Source organism: Candidatus Egerieousia sp., from assembly GCF_056211015.1.
In genome coordinates this window covers 18,334-39,500 of sequence record NZ_JBAELF010000010.1, presented here as the reverse complement: position 1 = coordinate 39,500, position 21,167 = coordinate 18,334, and the positions used below count along the sequence as shown (strand labels likewise).

At 47.4% G+C, this 21,167-nt stretch carries 18 protein-coding genes; 4 read left to right on the top strand and 14 right to left on the bottom strand.

Translation table 11 applies throughout. From position 1 onward, the window contains the following. Window positions 1–979: 979 nt before the first annotated feature. The 3 genes from AC06L3_RS00790 to AC06L3_RS00780 form a co-directional block, all read right to left on the bottom strand. The gene (locus tag AC06L3_RS00790) at window positions 980–1,540 is read right to left on the bottom strand and encodes a 30S ribosomal protein S16 (protein WP_475668722.1); all 561 of its coding nucleotides are present in this window, start codon (window positions 1,538–1,540) and stop codon (window positions 980–982) included. Window positions 1,541–1,647: 107 nt separating this feature from the next. Next, window positions 1,648–2,229 (bottom strand): cob(I)yrinic acid a,c-diamide adenosyltransferase, encoded by a 582-nt coding sequence (locus AC06L3_RS00785; protein WP_475668721.1) that lies wholly within the window; start codon window positions 2,227–2,229, stop codon window positions 1,648–1,650. 15 nt (window positions 2,230–2,244) lie between these two features. Then, complete coding sequence (locus tag AC06L3_RS00780; RefSeq protein ID WP_475668720.1) at window positions 2,245–2,970, bottom strand: ABC transporter ATP-binding protein; 726 nt, start codon at window positions 2,968–2,970, stop codon at window positions 2,245–2,247. 100 nt (window positions 2,971–3,070) lie between these two features. On the opposite strand from AC06L3_RS00780, the gene folE reads away from it, so the two are divergent. After that, on the top strand, window positions 3,071–3,670 hold the full coding sequence (folE, locus tag AC06L3_RS00775; RefSeq protein ID WP_475668719.1) for a GTP cyclohydrolase I FolE: 600 nt from the start codon (window positions 3,071–3,073) through the stop codon (window positions 3,668–3,670). On the opposite strand, the gene ettA is transcribed toward folE, so the two are convergent. The 11 genes from ettA to AC06L3_RS00720 all read right to left on the bottom strand — a co-directional run bounded on the left by ettA (window position 3,659) and on the right by AC06L3_RS00720 (window position 18,291). After that, a complete protein-coding gene (gene ettA, locus AC06L3_RS00770; protein WP_475668718.1) occupies window positions 3,659–5,341 on the bottom strand; it encodes an energy-dependent translational throttle protein EttA in 1,683 nt (560 codons plus the stop codon). The two genes, folE and ettA, sit on opposite strands and share 12 nt — an antisense overlap. Window positions 5,342–5,354: 13 nt before the next feature. Then, entirely contained in the window at window positions 5,355–5,843 is a 489-nt protein-coding gene (locus AC06L3_RS00765) for a helix-turn-helix domain-containing protein (RefSeq protein ID WP_475668717.1), read from the bottom strand. Next, window positions 5,806–6,801, bottom strand: coding sequence for a helix-turn-helix domain-containing protein (locus AC06L3_RS00760; RefSeq protein ID WP_475668716.1), 996 nt, complete (start codon window positions 6,799–6,801; stop codon window positions 5,806–5,808). Before AC06L3_RS00760 ends, AC06L3_RS00765 begins: the two co-directional genes overlap by 38 nt. A gap of 142 nt (window positions 6,802–6,943) precedes the next feature. Then, window positions 6,944–7,879 (bottom strand): YitT family protein, encoded by a 936-nt coding sequence (locus tag AC06L3_RS00755; RefSeq protein ID WP_475668715.1) that lies wholly within the window; start codon window positions 7,877–7,879, stop codon window positions 6,944–6,946. Between the two features lie 7 nt (window positions 7,880–7,886). Beyond that, window positions 7,887–8,849, bottom strand: coding sequence for a YitT family protein (locus tag AC06L3_RS00750; protein WP_475668714.1), 963 nt, complete (start codon window positions 8,847–8,849; stop codon window positions 7,887–7,889). Between the two features lie 12 nt (window positions 8,850–8,861). Then, window positions 8,862–11,612 carry a leucine--tRNA ligase gene (gene leuS / locus AC06L3_RS00745; protein WP_475668713.1) on the bottom strand — a complete coding sequence of 917 codons (2,751 nt, stop codon included), beginning with the start codon at window positions 11,610–11,612 and terminating at the stop codon, window positions 8,862–8,864. A gap of 54 nt (window positions 11,613–11,666) precedes the next feature. Beyond that, a complete protein-coding gene (locus AC06L3_RS00740; protein WP_475668712.1) occupies window positions 11,667–13,997 on the bottom strand; it encodes a TonB family protein in 2,331 nt (776 codons plus the stop codon). A 5-nt stretch (window positions 13,998–14,002) separates the two neighbouring features. Continuing rightward, window positions 14,003–15,217, bottom strand: coding sequence for a CapA family protein (locus tag AC06L3_RS00735; protein WP_475668711.1), 1,215 nt, complete (start codon window positions 15,215–15,217; stop codon window positions 14,003–14,005). Window positions 15,218–15,224: 7 nt separating this feature from the next. Further along, on the bottom strand, window positions 15,225–16,577 hold the full coding sequence (locus AC06L3_RS00730) for a DUF389 domain-containing protein (RefSeq protein WP_475668710.1): 1,353 nt from the start codon (window positions 16,575–16,577) through the stop codon (window positions 15,225–15,227). Window positions 16,578–16,664: 87 nt separating this feature from the next. After that, complete coding sequence (gene gcvT / locus AC06L3_RS00725) at window positions 16,665–17,774, bottom strand: glycine cleavage system aminomethyltransferase GcvT (protein ID WP_475668709.1); 1,110 nt, start codon at window positions 17,772–17,774, stop codon at window positions 16,665–16,667. Window positions 17,775–17,829: 55 nt separating this feature from the next. Further along, the gene (locus AC06L3_RS00720) at window positions 17,830–18,291 is read right to left on the bottom strand and encodes a hypothetical protein (RefSeq protein ID WP_475668708.1); all 462 of its coding nucleotides are present in this window, start codon (window positions 18,289–18,291) and stop codon (window positions 17,830–17,832) included. A 79-nt stretch (window positions 18,292–18,370) separates the two neighbouring features. Here AC06L3_RS00720 and AC06L3_RS00715 point away from each other — a divergent pair, with 79 nt between their 5' ends. The 3 genes from AC06L3_RS00715 to AC06L3_RS00705 are packed head-to-tail and all read left to right on the top strand — an operon-like array spanning window position 18,371 to window position 21,164. Beyond that, window positions 18,371–18,676: a hypothetical protein gene (locus tag AC06L3_RS00715; protein ID WP_475668707.1), complete on the top strand. Its 306-nt coding sequence runs from the start codon at window positions 18,371–18,373 to the stop codon at window positions 18,674–18,676. Between the two features lies 1 nt (window position 18,677). After that, window positions 18,678–20,501 carry a DNA mismatch repair endonuclease MutL gene (mutL, locus tag AC06L3_RS00710; protein WP_475668706.1) on the top strand — a complete coding sequence of 608 codons (1,824 nt, stop codon included), beginning with the start codon at window positions 18,678–18,680 and terminating at the stop codon, window positions 20,499–20,501. Between the two features lie 9 nt (window positions 20,502–20,510). Beyond that, window positions 20,511–21,164, top strand: coding sequence for a rhomboid family intramembrane serine protease (locus tag AC06L3_RS00705; protein ID WP_475668705.1), 654 nt, complete (start codon window positions 20,511–20,513; stop codon window positions 21,162–21,164). The last annotated feature ends 3 nt before the right edge of the window (window positions 21,165–21,167 follow it).

Below are 21,167 nucleotides of genomic sequence, written 5' to 3'. Positions count from 1 at the left end.
GGCTCAGGTGCAAAACCCTGTGTTCTGATGTAAAATAGCGCTGGTATTACATCCGCTGTTCGGACGATAAAATGCACGGGTAGTGTGCTCAATGCACTTCATTGCTTGGTATTGAGCATGGTGGCCAGAAATTCACCGCTGATTATCAATGGATTGCGAATCTATGCGTGCTCAATACCCATATCAATCAGGTATTGAGCACAGTAGACACAGTATCACGATTGATTGGTGACATGAAGATGTACGGACAAAGCGGTCTGGCTGCAAATCAGCATCGTTTCAGAGTGAGGCGAGCGCATGAATCTGCGAACATGAAAAACACCTGTCCATTCAAGTACACCGTAATGCGCTGTGACAGCGGACTATTGGACAGGTCTCACCCGAAAGGGCACACCTGTCCACCGGAACCGTGCAGGAATGCACTCAGGCAAGGTTCGCATGGACAGGTCTTTTTCGGGCAGTGATGTACGATGTAAACTATATGCTTCTATAGTGCTAAACCAAATATCACCGTCCACGCTTACTTGGCTTGAATGGTCTTGTGGGGCGGATTGGCGTGGAGGGTGAGGCAGAATTGCCTCATCGTCCACGCTTACCATCGCCAGAGTGTGGTGTGGTCCATTCAGGCGTGGACGGTGATTTTCATTTTATACTGCGCCTTGTGCTCTGTTACTCTGGCACTTTGGCATTCTGCCACTTGCCTGAACTGAACACAGGGTTTTACGCATGATCCGTAAAATATGCTTTATCGATGAAATTACTGAAGGTATAGACCATCTGAAGGCCTGTCCACCCCCGGACCGGTATAGGGGGAGGGGCCCAAGCGAGCTTGCGAACTTGGGAGGGGCCGAGCGCACTTGTGTGCGAGTCCTGAAGATGGTCTATACCTTCAGTAAAGGCTATGATACTAGCTCTAAATACAAAGAAACCGGCCAGAATTGGTCGGTTCCTTTTAAAGTTTTGCGCTTCGGGCTTTAACTTATGCCTCAGCCGGTGTTTCAGCTGGAGCCTCTGCTGCAGCTGCTGCTGCGGCCTCTTCAGCTGCCTTTGCTGCTGCTTCAGCCTCTTTTGCTGCCTGTTCCTCGGCTTTTCTCTTTGCAATAGCCTCAGCTCTTGCAACGTTAACCTTGGACTCAGCCTCAATAGCGGATTTCTTTGCTGTGTTAGCGTTCTGAATGAGAGAAGTCTTCTTTGAAGAAATCTTGTTCTCCTTCTCCATCATCCAAGCATTGAATTTTGCATCAGCCTGCTCCTGTGTGAGCGCACCCTTTGCAACACCCTCGTTGAGGTGTTTTCTAAGAAGAACACCCTTGTAGGAAAGGATTCTTCTGCAGGTTGTTGAAGGCTGTGCACCAACTGAAAGCCAATAAAGCGCTCTCTCAAAGTTGAGAACTATGGTTGCAGGGTTGGTGTTAGGGTTGTATGAACCCAGATTCTCAATGTAGCGACCATCACGTGGTGCTCTGCTGTCAGTGGCGTTGATATGATAGAAAGCATAACCTTTCTTACCATGACGTGCCAAACGGATTTTTACAGACATTTTCTGTTCAGTTTAAAATTAATAAAATAAAAAACTTCCTTATCTTCCCGAGAAAAGGTGGGCAAAGTTATTGTTTTTTATCTTATTCTCAAAATATTATGCAAATATTATGGAAGCCAGTTGATATCCTGACCACCGCTTTTGTTGGTGAAGTAGCGTCCAAGTGTGAACAGATAGTCGGAAAGTCTGTTCAGATATCTTATTCCAACGGATATGTTCTCAATGTTGTGTCCGCACATTTCACTGTCTGCGGCATTGCCTTCCTCAGCCAATATTTTCAGCGCATGCCTTTCACATCGGCGGCATACCGTGCGCGCAACGTGTGCGGCGGCGGAATATCTTGGCGCACCAGGCAGAATGAAAGCTGTCTGTGCAGGGATTTCGCCTGTCATCCTGTCTATCTCCTTTTCAAGAAGCTCAACCGCACAGGCATCAAGATCCTTCAGTTTGGCCACTTTGCCATCGCAGGCGAAATGTGCTGAAATGGCCATGAGCTCCTTCTGGATTTCAAGAAGGAAGGATTTTTCATTTGCGAACTCATCCGGCGTGGCGGCTATGATGAGCCCAAGCCAGCTTATCAGTTCATCTGCGTCTCCATACGCGTCAACTCTGGTGCAGCATTTGGGAACCCTTGTTCCACCAACCAGCGAAGTTGTGCCGCTGTCTCCTGTCTTAGTGTATATCTTCATATGTAGTCCTTATTTCTAAACTGTCTGTATTTCAATCCCCTCCATTGCAGGATGCGGATTAGGCGAATCGGACTCTATCTTTCCGTCGCGCAGCCTTATTATCCTGCGGGCATGCTGTGCTATGTCCTCCTCGTGAGTCACCACTATTATTGTATTTCCACTGCGATGGATCTCCTCAAAAAGCCTCATTATGTCAATCGAGGTCTTTGTGTCCAGGTTCCCTGTAGGCTCGTCTGCAAGAATTATCGAAGGGTGGTTTATAAGAGCTCTGGCTACAGCAACCCTCTGCCGCTGTCCTCCGGAAAGCTCGTTGGGCCTGTGATCCATGCGGTCTGCAAGCCCTACGTTCTCAAGAGCCTTTCTGCCCAGCTCATCCCTTTGATCTTTAGGTACACCTCGATAGATAAGAGGCAGCTCAACGTTCTCAAGTGAACTGTACCTTGGAAGCAGGTTGAAGGACTGGAAGACAAAGCCGATCTCCTTTCCGCGGACATCGGCAAGTTCGTTGTCGCCCATACAGCTTACGTCCGTGCCGTTCAATATGTATGTGCCCGAAGTGGGGGTGTCAAGACAGCCCAGAATGTTCATCATTGTTGACTTGCCACTGCCGGAAGGCCCCATGATTGCAACGTACTCGTTCCTGTAAATGGTAAGGTCAACACCATCAAGCGCTCTCACCTCTTCCTTGCCTATGGTGTAGATTTTCCTGATACCTTCAATTCTGATTACTTCTTCTTTCATAGCCTGTTCTTTCTTGCATGGTCCGTTTGTGGGGAAGGAAAGCCAATAGTCTCCAAAATTAGATAATATTTTTATCTTTGTAAAAAATGTTCGAGCAGATATGTCATATAACAAGATAGAGGAATTTGACCAGCAGACTACGCAGCAGCTGGCAAATCATTATAAATCAGTACTTGAACTCCTTGGAGAGGACCCCGGCAGGGAAGGTTTGCTGAAAACCCCGATGCGCGTTGCAAAGTCAATGCAGTTCCTCACATCCGGTTACGATATGGATCCGGTTGCAATATTGAAGTCGGCCCTGTTCAAGGAGGAGTATCAGCAGATGGTGCTTGTGAAGGACATAGAGCTGTACTCAATGTGTGAGCATCACATGCTTCCTTTCTATGGAAAGGCGCACGTGGCATATATTCCAAACGGATACATCACCGGCCTGAGCAAGATTCCAAGGGTGGTTGACGCCTTTGCGCGCAGGCTTCAGGTTCAGGAACGTCTTACGGTGCAGATACGTGACTGCATTCAGGACACGCTCAATCCTCTTGGCGTTGCCGTGGTCATTGAGGCCGCACACATGTGCATGCAGATACGCGGTGTACAGAAACAGAATTCCGTAACTACCACGTCTGCATTTACCGGCGTGTTCCTCAAGGATATAAGGACGCGTGAGGAGTTCATGCGCCTGATAGGAGCATCACTCCACTAATTTCTTGTATTTGAATCTCTTAGGTTCGGTATTCCCGAGACGCATCTTCTTGTTCTGCTCATATTCCGAATAGGAGCCTTCAAAGAAATACACCTTGCCTTCACCCTCAAAGGCCAGGATATGCGTGCATATCCTGTCAAGGAACCATCGGTCGTGCGATATTACAACAGCGCAGCCTGCAAAGTTCTCAAGGCCTTCCTCAAGGGCTCTGATGGTGTTCACGTCAACGTCGTTGGTAGGCTCGTCGAGCAGAAGCACGTTGCCTTCCTCCTTCAATGCCAGTGCAAGATGCAGTCTGTTCCTCTCACCGCCACTGAGTATTCCGCAAAGCTTCTCCTGATCCGCCCCGCTGAAATTGAAACGTGAAACGTAGGTTCTTGCTGGAATCTCCCTGTTGCCAAGCCTTACGAACTCGGAGTTTGAGGATATGGTCTGGTAAACTGTCAGGTCCGGGTCTATCTGCTTGTGCTGCTGATCTATATATGCAAGCTTCACGGTCTGGCCCACTTTGAAATCTCCGCTATCGGGAGTGTCATATCCCATAATCAGGCGGAACAGCGTTGTCTTTCCTGCGCCGTTAGGTCCTATGACTCCCACGATGCCTGCAGGTGGCAGCGCAAAGTTGAGGTTCTCGAAAAGAAGCTTGTCTCCAAAACCTTTCTTTACGTTAACCGCCTCTATTACATTGCTGCCGAGCCTTGGACCGTTAGGAATGAAGATTTCAAGGCGTTCCTCCTTCTGCTTCCCATCCTCGTTGAGCATTTTCTCGTAAGCGCCCAGACGTGCCTTGGATTTAGCCTGTCTGGCTTTCGGAGCCATTCTCACCCATTCAAGCTCACGTTCAAGGGTCTTTCTTCTCTTGCTCTCCTGCTTCTCCTCAAGGGCAAGGCGCTTGGTCTTCTGGTCCAGCCATGAGGAGTAATTGCCCTTCCAAGGAATGCCTTCTCCACGGTCAAGCTCAAGAATCCATCCTGCAACATTGTCAAGGAAGTAGCGGTCGTGGGTTACGGCAATCACCGTGCCCTTGTATTGCTGGAGATGGGCTTCAAGCCACTGGATACTTTCCGTATCAAGGTGGTTGGTAGGCTCATCGAGCAGAAGTACATCAGGCTCTTTGAGAAGAAGACGGCATAATGCAACTCTTCTGCGCTCACCTCCGCTCAGTGTGGCAACTGAAGCGTCCGGTTCAGGGCACATCAGGGCATCCATTGCCCGTTCAAGCTTGGCATCAAGTTCCCAGCCGTTGCATGCATCAATCTTTTCAGTCACTTCACCCTGGCGTTCAATGAGCTTGTTCATCTGCTCATCGTCCATAGGTTCCATGAACTTGTTGTTTATATCCTCATATTCCTTGAGAAGGTCAACAACGTCCTGAACACCTTCCTCAACAATTTCACGAACTGTCTTGGAATCATCAAGAACAGGTTCCTGCTCAAGGTATCCAACGGAATATCCCGGGGCGAAGACCACTTCTCCCTTGTAAGCCTTCTCCACACCCGCAATGATTTTCATGAGCGTGGACTTTCCGCTTCCGTACAATCCTATGATGCCTATCTTGGCTCCGTAGAAGAATGAAAGATAAATGTCCTTGAGTATGACCTTGTTGTTGTGCGGGAGGACTTTGCCTACACCGTTCATTGAGAAAATGATTTTCGGATCCTGTTGTGCCATTGCGCTTTCTTTGTTATTTCTTACAAAGATACTTCTTTTTCATCCAATCCAAAGCGGGGTCGGCACTCCTTTCAAGTTCTTCAAGCAGTGCGCTTGTTCTTGTAAAGCCACTCAGGCTTCCTGCCTCGTGAAGACTCATGCCGGGATTATGCTGCAGCAGACGTGAAGCATGCAATAATTTGAAGCCGTTGATATAATGCTTGTAGGTGGTGCCTTTTATGTCCTTGATTGCGTAAGAAAGATAATTCCGGTTGGTATAGGAGAGTTTCGCCAGTTCGTCGAGCTTGATCTGTTTCAGGTACAGTTCATCCTTGAGGAGTATTCTGTCTGAATTGTCGAGTATTTTCTGATAGTTGTTCTTTGTCTGCTTCCTTATCCGGCATTCGGTGAATTCAGTATGTTCAATATCAATCCAGCTTTCATCCGTGTCAAACAGCAAACTGTCAACTTTGCAGGCAAAGTCCCTAATCTTCCTTTTGATCCAGTCCGTTAAATAAATCATCGAAATCATATTTACCTGTATTTGCTATTACAATCATTGCCTCCCTTCTCCAGATATGAGGGGTCTTCCCCGTTGCCTTCTTGAAACTGTTGTTGAAAGTTGATGATGCGGCAAAACCGCAGCACTCACTGATGTAACTGTTCGTGAGATCGGGGTTTTCAATCATCATCTTACAGGCAAAATAGATACGGCACTTATTGATGAACAAGGGAATGCTACATCCCAGTCTGCTGTTGACCGTCCTTGAAAGATAGCATCTGTTGGTGCCAAGTTCCTGTGCAAGTCCCTTTTCCGTAAGTTTTTTATTGAGGCAACCTTGATCCTGAATGAGATACTTCTTCAAATTCTCTACCAGCAGGCTGCCGGTGTTGTCCTCAACAACGGGAACATACGATTCAGATACCTGTTCGTAAGGAAGAGGCTCCCGCTTTCTGCTGTTCTTCCTGCCACCGGATTCCGCTGAATGGAAAATGATTATGAAGCTCACAAACCATAACCACAGGAATTCGCGCTCGCAGCGGCCAGCAATCAGGGGAGCGGCGGCACACCAGACTATGAACAGTATGGAATTGCGGATAATGCGCTTCAAATCCCTGATGCCGGGGAGAAGTGATGGATTCGTGCAGGTCTTCAGGATGAATTTCATTGTAGCATACAATAATAGCAACGCCATGCCAAGGTTCCATAGGTAGTATGGAATCAGGAAGACATCAATATTGAAGAACGAGTCAATGAGAATACTTGTTGAAACAGGAAGAACCGTTGCCAGGAGTGCAATTTCGAGCAGCAAGCGCCTTCTGCTGATTATTCTGTTTCTCTGCAGAGTCAGAACCCTTATGGGAACGCTGGTAAGAGTGAAGTCAATGACAAAGGCGTGCGATGGTTTGACAGCCTGGATGGCAAGCAGAGCAATCAGGGGAATGTGCAGAATGTACAGTGGTTTCAGTGGTTGTTCCATAATTTTTTACACGCAAGTTACATATACGGCCATGAAAAATCAGTAGTTCTGAGCCGTACACGGAAACTATATACGTAGTGAAAAAACTATAGGGTACGATTTTATTTCACAAAAATTATCAAATCGTATATAAAAAATGCAACTACTTTTTCATTGCATCAAAGCCATTGCCATAAACGCCTGAAACACTGCTTACTGAAATGAAAGCATTCTTGTCAACCGATTTTATTATACGATAGAGGATGCTTATGTCATGTTTCCTTATCATTACCATCAGAATCTTGCCTCTTTTCTTTGTGTACCATCCTTCCGAGTCAAGAAGTGTGACTCCGCGCCTGAGATCGGAGATGATAAGGTCCGCTATTTCATCATATTTCTCAGAAATGATGAATATCTGCAATGACTGTTTCGTTCCTGAAATGAACAGGTCAATCACATAGCCTGTTGCGAATACAAGAATGTAGCCGTACAGAACGATTGCCAGCTTTTCACCGAAAGGCTGCACACCGGTTACATTGCCTGCGGCATCAACTATCTCCTTTGCGGGGAGAAGAAAGGCGCTTGCAACAATGAAAATGTCAATTGTAAGTATCACTCTTCCGGGGGCTACGTTCCTCAGCTTGGAGATTATCAGCGCAATGATGTCGGTTCCACCTGTACTGCCGCCCTGTGAGAAACAGATTCCTATTCCAAGCCCGGCCATAAGGCCTCCGCAAAGAGCGCACAGAAGCTTGCCGTTGCTTGTTGCGAATTCCCTTATGAAATCATCTGAAAGAAACTGCGGCACCACATCCAGAAATACGGATGCTATTATTATTGCATAGATGGTTTTGGCGCCGAATCCTTTGCCAAGGACTTTCAGGCCTATGACCAGCAGAACTGCGTTTATTACAAAGAAAGTAACGCTTAACGGAATATTGAAAGCATAGAGCAATATGGCGGAGACACCGGTAACGCCGCCGCCAACCAGTCCGTTGGGAATGAGAAAGGTATCCCATCCAAGAGTATAGAGAAGAAGGCCGAAGGTAATTATGGAATATTCCTTCAGCAGAATGAGAATGCTATGTCTGCTATACATAAAAATGTTAGAATTTATTTTCCGAAGGGTTCCCGCTTCCGGTGAAAATGGACATTACTCCGGCTTTCTTCTTAGGATTGATCTTCACTTCCTTGATTGTGTCAAAGCCTTGTCCGTAAACGCTTGCGGTTGGAGTGACCGATATGAACGCCTTTGGGTCAACTTCCTTTATTGCGGTTGTGAGTTCGGTTATCTGGCTTTTACGCGCAACCACAACCAGCACCTTGCCAGGCTGCTGAGAGTACCATCCTACGGAATCAAGGGCGGTTACCCCTCGCCTCATCTTGTGCAGAAGCATATCTCCGACTTCCTGATACTTGCCGGAGAATATGAACATCTGAATGGACTGTTTCGAGCCATATAGCAGGGAATCAAGCATATAGGTAAAGGAAACCATCTGTATGTAACCATATACCACATCCTGCAGACCCTTGCCCGGAAGGAATATTACGGAGCCTATGATTATAAGGTCACAGTACATGAATCCTTTTCCCGGGGAGGTGTTGCTGTATTTGTTGAGGATGAGAGCGATTACATCGGTTCCACCTGTACTGCCGCCCTGAAAGAATATGGCCGCCACTCCAAAAGCACTCAGGGTACCGCTTATCACTGCGTTGATCCAAGGTTCCGGTATGTCCGACAAAGTTGTAAGAAATTCCCAGTAGGGGAGCACCTTGAACATGACGGAGGCCATGATGATGCTGTAAATGGTTTTGGCTCCGAATCCCTTTCCAAGGATTATGGTTCCGGCTGTGATAAGTATGGCATTGAGAACCAGATATGAATATGAAATGTCTATGTAACCGTTGGTTGCAAAATTGATAATGGCTGAAACTCCGGTCACGCCTCCTCCGGACAAACCTTGCGGAATCATGAACGATATCCAACCTACCACATAAAGGAAGATACCTAAGGTGATTATCAGATAGGACTTGATTCCTTTCAGAATTATTTCACTGCTCACAGTCATGATTTCAAATTTTTAGCAGACAACATTAATGATTTTTCCAGGCACTACAATCATCTTCTTAACACTCCTGCCCTCGAGCCATTTTGCGCTCAGGCTGTTTTCAAGCACCGCTTTCTGTGCGCTTGCCGGATCAACGTCCTTGGGAAGTTCAATCTTGAACCTCATTTTTCCGTTGAATGACACAGGGTATTCGAAGGTGTTCTCCTTGGTGTATTCCTCATTGTATTCAGGGAAGCGGGCGCCGCTTATGCTTTCATTGTGCCCGAGCAGGCTCCAGAGTTCCTCGCAGATGTGAGGTGTGAAAGGAGCAAGCAGTATTGTGAACTGCTCCAGAATCTCCCTGTTGTTGCACTTGAGTGTCTGGAGCTCGTTGAGAGCAATCATGAAGGCACTTACGGAAGTGTTGAATGAGAAGTTTTCTATGTCCTCACCAACTTTCCTGATAAGTTTGTGCAGAACCTTGAGCTCGGCTGCACTTGGCTTTCCGTCTGAAAGGCAGAGTTCGTCGTTGTTGAAGAACATTCTCCAGAATTTCCTGAGGAATCTGTGAACACCGTCAATTCCCTTTGTGTCCCAAGGCTTGGAAGCTTCAAGAGGTCCGAGGAACATTTCATACAGGCGAAGAGTGTCCGCACCATATGAATCACAGATATTGTCCGGGTTGACCACGTTGAACATGCTCTTGCTCATCTTCTCCACAGCCCATCCGCAGATGTATTCCCCGTTCTCAAGTATGAATTCCGCATTCCTGTACTCAGGCATCCAGTTCCTGAAAGCTTCAAGGTCAAGGCGGTCCGCATTCACTATGTTCACGTTCACGTGAATCTCAGTTGTGTCATACTGGTCCTTGAGGCCGTACGATACAAAGGTATTGGTGTTCTTTATTCTATAAACAAAGTTTGAACGTCCCTGAATCATTCCCTGGTTTATGAGTTTCCTGAACGGCTCAATCTCACACACATAGCCAAGGTCATAAAGGAACTTGTTCCAGAATCTTGAATATATCAGGTGGCCTGTGGCATGCTCCGTTCCACCTATGTAGAGGTCAACGTTGCGCCAGTATTCATTGGCCTCCCTGCTCACCAGACAGTAGCTGTTGTGCGGCCCCATATACCTCAGATAGTATGCGCTGCTGCCGGCAAAACCTGGCATGGTGCTCGTTTCCAGAGGATAACCGTTGTAAGTCCAGTCCTTTGCCCTTACCAATGGGGGCTCCCCGCTCTCCGTAGGAAGGAATGAGGAGATGGAAGGCAGAGTTACAGGAAGATCCTTTTCATCCACCGGCGATGGTATTCCATTCTTGTAGTAGATAGGGAAAGGCTCGCCCCAGTACCTTTGTCTTGAGAAAATGGCATCCCTGAGCCTGTAGTTTATCTTGCGCTTGCCTATACCTCTTCTCTCAACTTCATCTATGGCTGCAGGAATGGCCTCCTTCACGCTCATGCCGGTAAGGAAGCCTGAGTTTATCATTGTTCCTTCCTTGGCGTCGAAACTGCTTTCGCTTACATCACAACCTTCAATCAGAGGAATGATCGGCAGCTTGAATCTCTTTGCGAAAGCCCAATCCCTGCTGTCGTGAGCAGGTACCGCCATTATGGCTCCTGTGCCGTATCCGCTGAGTACATAGTCACTTACCCAAACAGGAACTTTCTCACCTGTGAAAGGATTGGTTCCGTATGAACCTGTGAACACGCCTGTGACTTTCTTTGTTTCAGAGATTCTCTCCCTTTCAGTCTTTTTCTTTGTCTGGGCTATGTATTCATCAACCGCTGCCTTGCATTCAGGAGTTGTGAGAAGCTCAACCCACTCGCTTTCAGGAGCAAGAACCATGAAAGTCACACCAAAGACCGTATCAGCCCTGGTGGTGAATATCTTTACGTCCCATTTCCCAACCTTGAAAATCATCTCGGCACCTTGTGAGCGTCCTATCCAGTTGCGCTGCATATCCTTGAGGGATTCTGTCCAGTCCAGTCCCTCAATGTCATCAAGCAGTCTCTGAGCGTATGCCGATACTCTCAGCTGCCATTGTTTCATCTTCTTCTGCTCCACAGGGAAGCCACCTCTTACCGAAAGGCCTTCCTTGACCTCATCATTGGCAAGCACGGTTCCCAGTTTCGGGCACCAGTTTACGGATGTTTCACCCTGATAGGCTATTCTGTAGCGCATGAGGGCATCGCTCTTCTCCTTTTCACTGAACGCATTCCATTCCTCTGCGCTGAAAACCGGACCCTCAGTGCAAGCGGCATTCACGCCTGCGTTGCCTTCCTCCTCGAATATTGCAATAAGTTTCTCTATAGGCTCGGCCTTTGAACTCTCATTGTTGTACCAATGGCCGAACATCTTCAGGAACGCCCACTGTGTCCATTTGTAATATCCGGGACTGCAGGTCCTTACCTCACGGTTCCAATCGTAGGAGAAACCTATCCTGTCCATCTGGCTACGATATCTGTTTATATTGTTCCTGGTTGTCTTTGCAGGATGCTGGCCGGTCTGTATTGCGTACTGCTCGGCAGGAAGTCCGAAAGCATCATATCCCATAGGGTGGAGGACATTGAATCCCTTGAGCCTCTTATAACGGCTGTAAATATCACTGGCAATATAGCCTAGAGGATGTCCTACGTGGAGTCCTGCACCTGATGGATAAGGGAACATGTCCAGGACGTAGTATTTTGGTTTTGCAGAATCCTCCTTTACTCTGAAAGTCTTTCCGGCAGCCCATCTTGCCTGCCATTTCTGCTCTATTTCTCTAAAATTGTATTCCATATACGGATTATGTTGTATTCAATGAACAAACTGCAAAGATATTTAATTATATTGTCATTTCTTTAATCCGAAACTGCCTTTCTTGCGCAATCTGAAATCTACGTTCACGTAGGTTTTCACCCTTACAGGCTCACCGTGCAAAACGGCAGGTTTCCACTTCGGAGAAGCGCTTATGACTTTCAGCACTTCATTGTCCAGATCATCGGTTACTCCGCGCACTATTCTTACATTGCTTACTTTTCCGTCTTTTTCAATTATGAATTCGGCGGTGACCCTTCCGCTGTCTCCGTTCTTCAGGGCGCTTTCAGGGAACTTTATGTAAGGATTCACCCATTTGTCCATGAACTGGAGTTCGTCTCCGTGAAGGAACTGCGCGGGGTGTTCCACTTCCATCTGTGTATAAATGTGGCCTTTGGCATCGTCCGCAGCCTCAGGCTTGTAAGTATTGTCCTTGAGACTTTGAAGCTTTGCCTCCTTGCTGCTCACGCGCTGTGCAAGTGCGTATGTGAATTCCGCAACATCCTCCATCTGTCTGTAATCCAACCTGGAAGGTATATCGCGGGAGGTGAAGCATTCCGGGTGCATTCCCGTTGTTATCAGGGTGATTGGAACACCGCTTGCATGGAAATTCCTGTGATCCGACGTGAAATCGTGTGAAATGTATTTCGGCTCAATGCTTGCCTCGCGTTCTTTAAGTTCCTCCACAATCGCATTGATTTCCTTGTTGACAACACCTGTGAACACGCAGCAGTCCTCTCCTCTGCCAACCATGTCAAGGTTTATCATATAGTCTATGCTGGCAAGGTCCTTGAACGAACGGTTGAGAAAGTACCAGCTGCCTGCCTGCCCCTGGACTCCAGCGCCAAAGAAAGCAATGATCACAGACCGGCGGAACATGATTCTGCTGCAATCAATCTCACGCGCCAGTTCAAGCAGCATTGCCGCTCCCGAGGCATTGGCATCGGCTCCTGGGAAAATGTTGTTCCTATCTTGCCCGTTCACGTTCATTGTGTTGAAGCCAACATTGTCGTAATGTGCCCCGATCACTATGTATTCACCCTTGAGAAGAGGGTCCGTGCCTTCTATGACCGCAACCACATTGCGCGAGTGTATTGTGTCTGTAAGTGTCTGTTCGAAACCTGGCAGCAGGTTCCTGGTTATGAAGAAGTCATCGCCGTCCCTGCCCGTTACAGGTTTTATACCGTACTCCTCAAGCTTGTCGTAAATGTAATGGGCGGCAGCAAGCTCGCCTTTGCTGCCCGCAGCCCTTCCATACAGTGAATCGGAGCAGAAGAACTCAACGTGCTGTTTGAAACGTGGCGCCAGTCCGCCGTCAACACCCTGCATGAACTGGCTCCATCCGGGTATGCAGCTGCCAAGAATCAGCATCAGAGCCATTGTCAGGCCCTCGAATGCCTTCACAATCTTTCCAACCAGCGGATGCCTTACAATATCCTCCTTAGTGTACTGAACCGTGGATATGCCTTTTATTCCCTTGAGCATTTCTATGGCTTTGGCAAGACCTGAATCCGCCTTGTTGGGTAGGTCTATCTGAGTGGTGTCACCTGTAATTATGAACTTTGCGTTGTTGCCCATCCTGGTAAGGAACATCTTTATCTGTGAGAGACTGGTGTTCTGAGCCTCATCAAGAATCACAAAGGCATTCTCCAGAGTTCGGCCTCGCATATAGGCCAGAGGGGCAATCTGAATGGTGCCGTCGCTCATAAGACTTTTCAATTTGGCCGATGGTATCATATCCATGAGCGCATCATACAGAGGCTGCAGGTATGGATCCAGCTTGTCCTTCATGTCGCCCGGAAGGAAGCCGAGCCTTTCTCCTGCCTCAACCGCCGGTCTGGTAAGTATGATTCTCCTGACCTCCCTGTTCTTGAGCGCCCTCACGGCAAGAGCTATCGCAACGTATGTCTTTCCTGTTCCGGCAGGGCCTATGGCAAACATCAGGTCATTCCTGGAGAACTGCTCTATGAATTTCACCTGGTTCTTTGTCCTGGCCTTCACTGTGCGTCCGTCGCTTGTATAGGTGATTATATGGTCCGTATCCTCGTCCGGGCTGCCTGAATCCTTGCCATCAGTATGACCAGCAGGACGCTGTATGTTGAAAAGTGTTTCATCAACATCGTCCTCGGAGAGCTTGCGCTTGCGCATTCTGGTCTGTATGAGTTCATTGACAGCGCTCTCGAATGCATTCACCGGGTCTGCGGCTCCTATGGCCCTTATGATGCTCCCTCTTGCAACCACCCTTAAATCGGGGAATCCTGCCAAAAGTTTGTACAGCAGTGAATTGTTCACTCCCAGGATCTCAACCGGATCAAGAGTTCCAAGTTCTATTGTCTTTTCAACTTCCTTAACTTTTTTCTTTGCCATATCATTCATTCATTGCATCCCTTATCAATGCAGGTTCTGATAAGATGCATATCTTTCAAGTTCTCAAGCCTTGTGATAATGTTGTTGTATTCAGTACGTTTCTCTTCCGGAAGGGCTTTTAGTACGGATAACGGAACAACGGTATAGTCATCTTCGAATTCTCCCTTCTTGAAGCACCAGAGCCATTCCCATTCAGGTTCAATCATTCTGGATGTTCCGGTAAACCTGTCCAGCTGGATTCTCAGGGTTACCATAAGTTCCGTCTGCGTGTAAAACGGCTTGCTCTGATTTGATATGTAGTTACCAAGTGAATAGAATACAATATTTTCAACACATCCGCTGCTGTCTGCAAAAATGATACCATCCTCGGGTACGTGAGGGTGTGAACCTATTATTGCATCAGCTCCGCAGCCAAGCATCATATCGGTCCAGTATTTCTGTTCTGGAGAAGGGTGGAGGTCATATTCAACGCCCCAGTGAGGGAGAACAAAGATGTAATCCGCCCCACAGTCCGATGCTTTTTTCAGGTCCTCCTTGACCTGTACGGAGTCCATGGCATTCACGATGAACGGTTCCGATACCGGGTTGCCGTTGGTGGAATATGTAAAGTTCAGGAATGCCAGCCTTACATTCCTGCCGGCATCCATGATCAGAGGATAGTTCCTGTTGCGCTCGGAAATGTTGCGGAAAGCCCCCGTATGAGCCATCGCCAATGAATCATATAAATCAAGAGTATAGGAGATTCCGGCCGCTCCGTCGTCTGCCATATGGTTGTTTGCCATGAGAGCAAGGTCTATTCCGCATCTGCGGGCTTCAATGGCAACCTCGGCCGGTCCTTTGAAAAGCGGATAGCCTCTGTAATCGGCGGAACCTGCCGGGAACTCGATGTTGGCAACGGCAATGTCCGCTTTGTCAAGCCAGGGCTGTATGTGCCTGAACATTGCCGAATAGTTGAATGAACCGGTGGGGAGGCCCTGCTTCTGCGCAACGGCGGCGGCTGATTTTATCTGTGGGGAATGTTGCATGACATCCCCTATGAATGTTATGCGCAAGGTGTCGAACCTTAACTGGCAGGCAAAGTCTCCGGCTTTGGAATAGCGGCCATGCGCTTTGCCTGAACTGCAGGGCGTTTGTGTGAAATTGCAGCAAATCAACGCAGATGCGGTCAGGACCAGCAACATCAGGACTCTTGATATGAACGGCTTATGCATTGTTGGCATTTTGCAGCTATTTCTGTATTACGCTTATTTCCTCAAGGGACATCCTTATTTCAAGCCATATCCTGATATGCTCCAGTTCGTCCGCTGTCAACGCTTTGTCCTTGTGCCCGAGAATTGCAAAGAAATGAATCTTGTCCTGCTCCTCAACACTGTTTTCACTGGCAGTTCCACCGCTGCATATTGTAAGGCTGGTTACGTTCGGATGATTGATCTTAAGTTCCTTGAAGATTCTTTCCGTTGGGTATTCGCGTTTCCTGTACATTGCCAGCTGCCTTTCCATCTGAGCAATCGTGGTCTCGCGCTTGCGTATCTCATTCTCATTCTGTGAATATATGGAATTCAAAAGCTGCTCCTGGTCAATTCCCTGATTGTTGTCAACCGTGCTTGAACTGTTGATTTCAAACTGCCCGTTCTTTATGTCATAGTTTGAAAGCCTGTCTGTGTAAATGGCAAGCTCTTTTTCTGAAGGAGTTTGTCCTGCAAGCGATATGATGAGTTTGGAACGGCCAGTGCTGTGGTCTATATTGTAATCGAATACGTATGCGTTGCCAACTGTCTTGTTCTCATCTATGAATTTCGTGGCGTTCTTGTTGAACTTGTTCTGCTGAATAACCGTGATGGCTGAATATATGCTTGGTACAATCAGAAGCAACACTCCAAAAGCAATGATTCTTGCCGTCCTTTTCTTCTTCACAGGGTCCGCTATTGCAACTATTGGAAACTTCAGGTAACGCAGCATCAGGAATGATGCAAGGGCAATGAACACCGAGTTTATGAAAAACAGATAGATTGCGCCTATGAAATATCTCATGTTGCCGCAGGCAAGTCCGAATCCTGCAGTGCACAATGGCGGCATGAGCGCTGTGGCAATGGCAACACCTGCTATCACAGTGCCTTTGTCTTTCTTGCAGATTTCAATTGAAACAGCCAGACCTCCGAAGAAGGCTATGAACACATCGTAGAACGTTGGATTGGTCCTGGCCAGAAGTTCTGTAGGGGTGTTAAGGGAAAGCGGAGTGAGCAGAAAATATAATGTGGAACTGAGAATGCTCAGCAATGCCATTATGCCAAGATGCCTGCTGCTTTTACGCAGGAGAGCGGTATCGTTTATTGCGAGTGCAAAGCCTACTCCGATGATAGGTCCCATCAAAGGGGATATGAGCATTGCGCCAATGACCACAGGAATCGAGTTTACGTTCAGTCCAACGCTGGCTATGATCATAGCAAATATGAGAATCCATACATTGCTTCCGCGGAATTCTATGTTTCCTAAGATATTGTTCCGTGCAGACTCCATATCTATGTTGTCTGAGAAGTTTATGAAGTGTTTCAGTCTTTCTCTGGTGGATTCGCTTTCCATGACGCTCGGTTTTAATGTTCGTAATCAAATGAAAACACCCCTTCTACCAGAGAAGGGTAGAGGGGGTGACAAGTATTGTGAAAAGTGCTATTTCTTATAGAAAGGAGCCTTTACAACCTTGGCCTTGAGCAGACGCTCCCTGACCTTGATGTAAATCTCTGAATCAACCTTGTAAAGAGGAGCATTGACATAAGCCATGCCTATTGCAACTCCAAGGCAAGGTGACATTGTGCCTGATGTAACGTGACCTATTGTCTGTCCTTCGGCATTGCAAACCTCATATCCGTGGCGCGCTATGCCCTTGTCAACCATCTGGAAACCGCAAAGCTTTCTTGTAACGCCGGCTGCTTTCTGCTCCGCAAGGAATGCGCGGTCAACGAAATCACCTTTTACGTCATTGAACTTGGTAACCCAGCCCAGACCTGCTTCAAGAGGAGATGTTGTGTCATCAATGTCATTGCCATAGAGGCAGAAGCCCATCTCAAGACGCAGGGTATCTCTTGCACCAAGACCTATAGGACGTATTCCCTCAGGCTCGCCTGCCTTGAACAGTTCCTCCCAGAGTCTGTCGGCCTGAGCGGCAGGAGCATAGATCTCGCATCCGCCAGCACCTGTATAACCTGTAGCCGATACAATCACGTTCTCAATGCCTGCAACGGTTGAATATTTGAATGTGTAGTAAACGAGGTCTTCAACCTGCTCGGTGCAGATTCTCTGGACAATTTTCATTGCATTCGGACCCTGAACAGCAAGCTGGCAGATATCATCGGATGCATTGATGAGTTCCTTGCCTGCGCTCATTCCGAACTTTGGAGCATACTGGAGAATATGGTTCCAGTCCTTGTCAATGTTTGCTGCGTTTACAACGAGCAGATACTTCTCAGGATTCATGCAGTAAACAAGAAGATCATCAACTATACCGCCTTTTCCGTTAGGGAAGCAGGTGTACTGAACCTTGCCCGGAACGAGAACGGATGCATCGTTTGAAGTCACGTACTGAACGAATTTGAGAGCGTTCGGACCGAGCACCCAGATTTCGCCCATGTGTGAAACGTCAAAGACGCCCACATTGTTTCTTACGGCAAAATGCTCTTCCTTGATTCCGCCTTTATATTCAATAGGCATATTGTATCCTGCGAATTCAGCCATCTTGGCGCCCAGGTCAATATGTTTCTGTGTAAATGGAGTGGTTTTCATTTATTTATTTTTATGGTTTTTAAGTTTTATACATTTACAGCGATAGTCCATCATTCTATATGTGCAGGCCCTGGTTGGTGTCATATATCCATATGTCGTAAGGGCAGATATCCAGATCCTCCACCCTTATTTTTGCAGAACATGCCTCAGGCAGGGTGGAATGCCCTGAAGCGGCAACCATCGTGAACCCGTTATTGCAAGGTATTACAACAGGATTGAAGTTGAATGCCTTTGCATCCTTCACCATCAGATCCACATTCGACTGCTCCTTGAAGCTGCCAAGAATCACGTAGTACCTTTTGTCAAGACCGGATTTTTTGACGGGGGCGGCAGCGGCTGCCAGAGAATCCTGCAGCATCTTCTGTCTCCGGCTTGACTCGAGTTCCATCTGCTTCATCTGTTCTATTTCGGACGAAGTTTTCATGCCAAGCATATGCTTCAGTCCGTCACAGGAGCAAAGAAGACAGAGAGAAAGAACCAGTGCAGGCAGAGTGTTCAATGTAAAGCGTTTTCTCATATAGATACTGTTGAATGACAATTAACTTACAAATATATAAAGTTTTTGCGTAAGTTTGTGGTTTGAAAGAGCAAATGTTATGGGACTTATAATTTTCAAGCCACCTCAGTACAAGGTGTTCAATTACAAACCGCGTTACTGGAACGAGAGGAAGGAAGAACTTGACGACATAATAGACAGAGCAAAAAGGCAGGAAGCCGGTGAATTTGTTCCTGGAGATTATATCAAGGGAGGATTCAAGAAAATGAGAATCACCAATCCCAAGAAAGTGAACAGGGTTGCCACCATAATCAAATGGATTGGCGTGTTTGCCGCCTGCGCTCTTGTACTTGCAGCCTTCTATTTTGCAAAGACCCTTGAGGCCGTAATGGATAAACTGGGATAGGATGCTGAAAGTACTTCCGCAGAATATTGCCAGTCTCATAGCCGCCGGAGAGGTTATCCAGCGGCCGGCATCGGTTGTGAAGGAACTTATGGAGAACTCTGTTGACGCAGGCGCAAAGAATGTGATCCTTGCGTTGGAGGACAGCGGACGCACCCTGATTCAGGTCATTGACAACGGATGCGGAATGAGCCCCGAAGAGGCTGAACTGTGCTTTGAAAGACACGCTACCTCCAAGATAAGCGAAGCTGAGGATCTCTTTTATATAAGCAGCTACGGATTCAGGGGAGAAGCCCTGCCGTCAATAGCCTCCTGCTGCGAAGTAACTCTAAGGACCAGACGCAAGGATGATGAACTGGGATATCAGGTGCAGATTTCAGCCAACAGGATAAGTTCCACATCACAGGTTTCCACTCCTGTTGGAACGAACATTTCGGCAAGAAACATATTCTGGAACATACCGGCAAGGAGGAGATTCCTTAAGTCCGATGCAACCGAATACAAGCAGATAATAAGCGAATTCAACAGGATAGCGCTCACAAGACCCGATATTGGTTTCAAGCTTATACACAACGGTCAGCAGGTGCTGGAATATCCTGCGGTGGCGAATGTGAAGCTTCGCATAGCCCAGGCGGGGGGAAAGGACATAGCAAAGGATCTGCTTCCAATAGAGATTGATACAACTATCGTTAAAATAAGCGGTTTCATTGGAACTCCCGGACTCGCCAGGAAGAGCCAGCAGAACCAGTATTTCTTTGCAAACGGCAGATATTTCAAGAGTCCTCTTCTGTTCAAGGCTCTGGCCAACGCCTACAGGGGACTACTTCCTGAAGGTCACGTGCCTTCGTATTTCGTTTACTTCTCCATTAATCCCGAGCAGATGGATATTAATATTCATCCAACCAAGACCGAGATTAAATTCGAGGACGAAAGCATAATTTTTGAGGTGCTGCATTCAGCGGCAAAGCAGACTCTTGGCATGAATTCCATGATGCCTTCCATTGATTTTGACACGGAAGGAGCCATAGACATTCCGGCCTTCAAGGGAGATTTCAGCACCGTTCATCAGCCGCGCATCAATTACAATCCATTGTTCAATCCGTTTGAGAAGGACGGCAGGGGACACGTCCTGTTCAATTCTCTTGAAAAGAAAACGGACGTGAATACGGTTGGGAGCAATTCTCTGTTAGAGGATGCGCCTGTTGAAGAGAACTTTACTGCATCCGGTGAAAACGCCTCTTTGAGGAAGTTGATGGCAAACAGATATCTTGTTGACATGAACGGGGAAAGAATAAAGGTAGTGGATTGTCTGGCCGCGTCCCAGAGAATCGTTTACGAGAAATATCTTTCCCGCTGCAACTCTTCAATCACCTGTCAGGAACTGCTTTTCCCGCAGACTGTGACAATCGGCGCCGCTTCCGCCGCAATATTTGAGGAGAACAGGGAACTTCTTGAAAGAAGCGGTTATGAGTTTTCCATAGGCAGAACCGGCACGAGCAATGGCAACGAGCGCAGTCTTTGTTTCTCGGGGATTCCTGCAATTGGAAGCATTGATTTGTCGCGAACTGATGCTGCCCGTGTTCTTGCCGATGAGATACTCGGCATTCTTGGTACTCCTGGAGGAAACGTGGCAAAGGTTTTGTATGACCGTATGGCCAGAGCTGTCGCCAGAATGGCCGCAGCAGTACCGGCAGGAGAAAGCCTGTCAATGGAGAAGGCTCTCTCAATTGAAAGGGAGCTGCTTAAATGCAAATGCGTTTCCAGTTCACCTTTCGGCAGGGTCTGTGTGAAGATTGTTGCACCGGATGAGATTATTAACATTAAATGATTCTTTAAGATGTTTGGAAGGATACCACCGGTTCTGAAGAACCTGATTATCATAAACTCGATACTTTTTCTGGCAAGCCTGATAATTCCGAGGCTCACAGGCCTTCTGGCCCTGTTCCCTTTCGGCTCGCCTCTTTTCCATCCTTATCAGTTCCTGACATATATGTTCATGCACGGGGGATGGCTTCACATATTCTTCAATATGTACACCCTTCTTTTCTTCGGTTCCGTGCTTGAGCAGGTCTGGGGCGGCAAGAAATTCCTTCTGTTCTACCTCGTAACCGGAATAGGGGCGGCTCTGCTTCATAACGGAGTCATAGCATTGAAATATTCCGATCTTATAAATCTGGCGAATCAAGGCGACCCAATGGCGCTGGAGCGGGTGAAAATGTTATTCTGCATTCCAACTGTAGGAGCATCAGGTGCCATATACGGTGTGCTCATGGCTTTTGGAATGCTGTTCCCGGACAGAATAGTCCAGATGCTCATTCCGCCTGTAGCCCTCAAGGCAAAATGGTTTGTAATCATATTCGCCGCCATTGAACTTCTGATAGGTTTGAGCAATGCAGCCGATGGCGTGGCACATTTCGCCCACCTTGGAGGCATGCTGTTCGGCTATCTCCTCATCCTTTATTGGAAGCATAACGGAAGGATGTATTATTAGCAA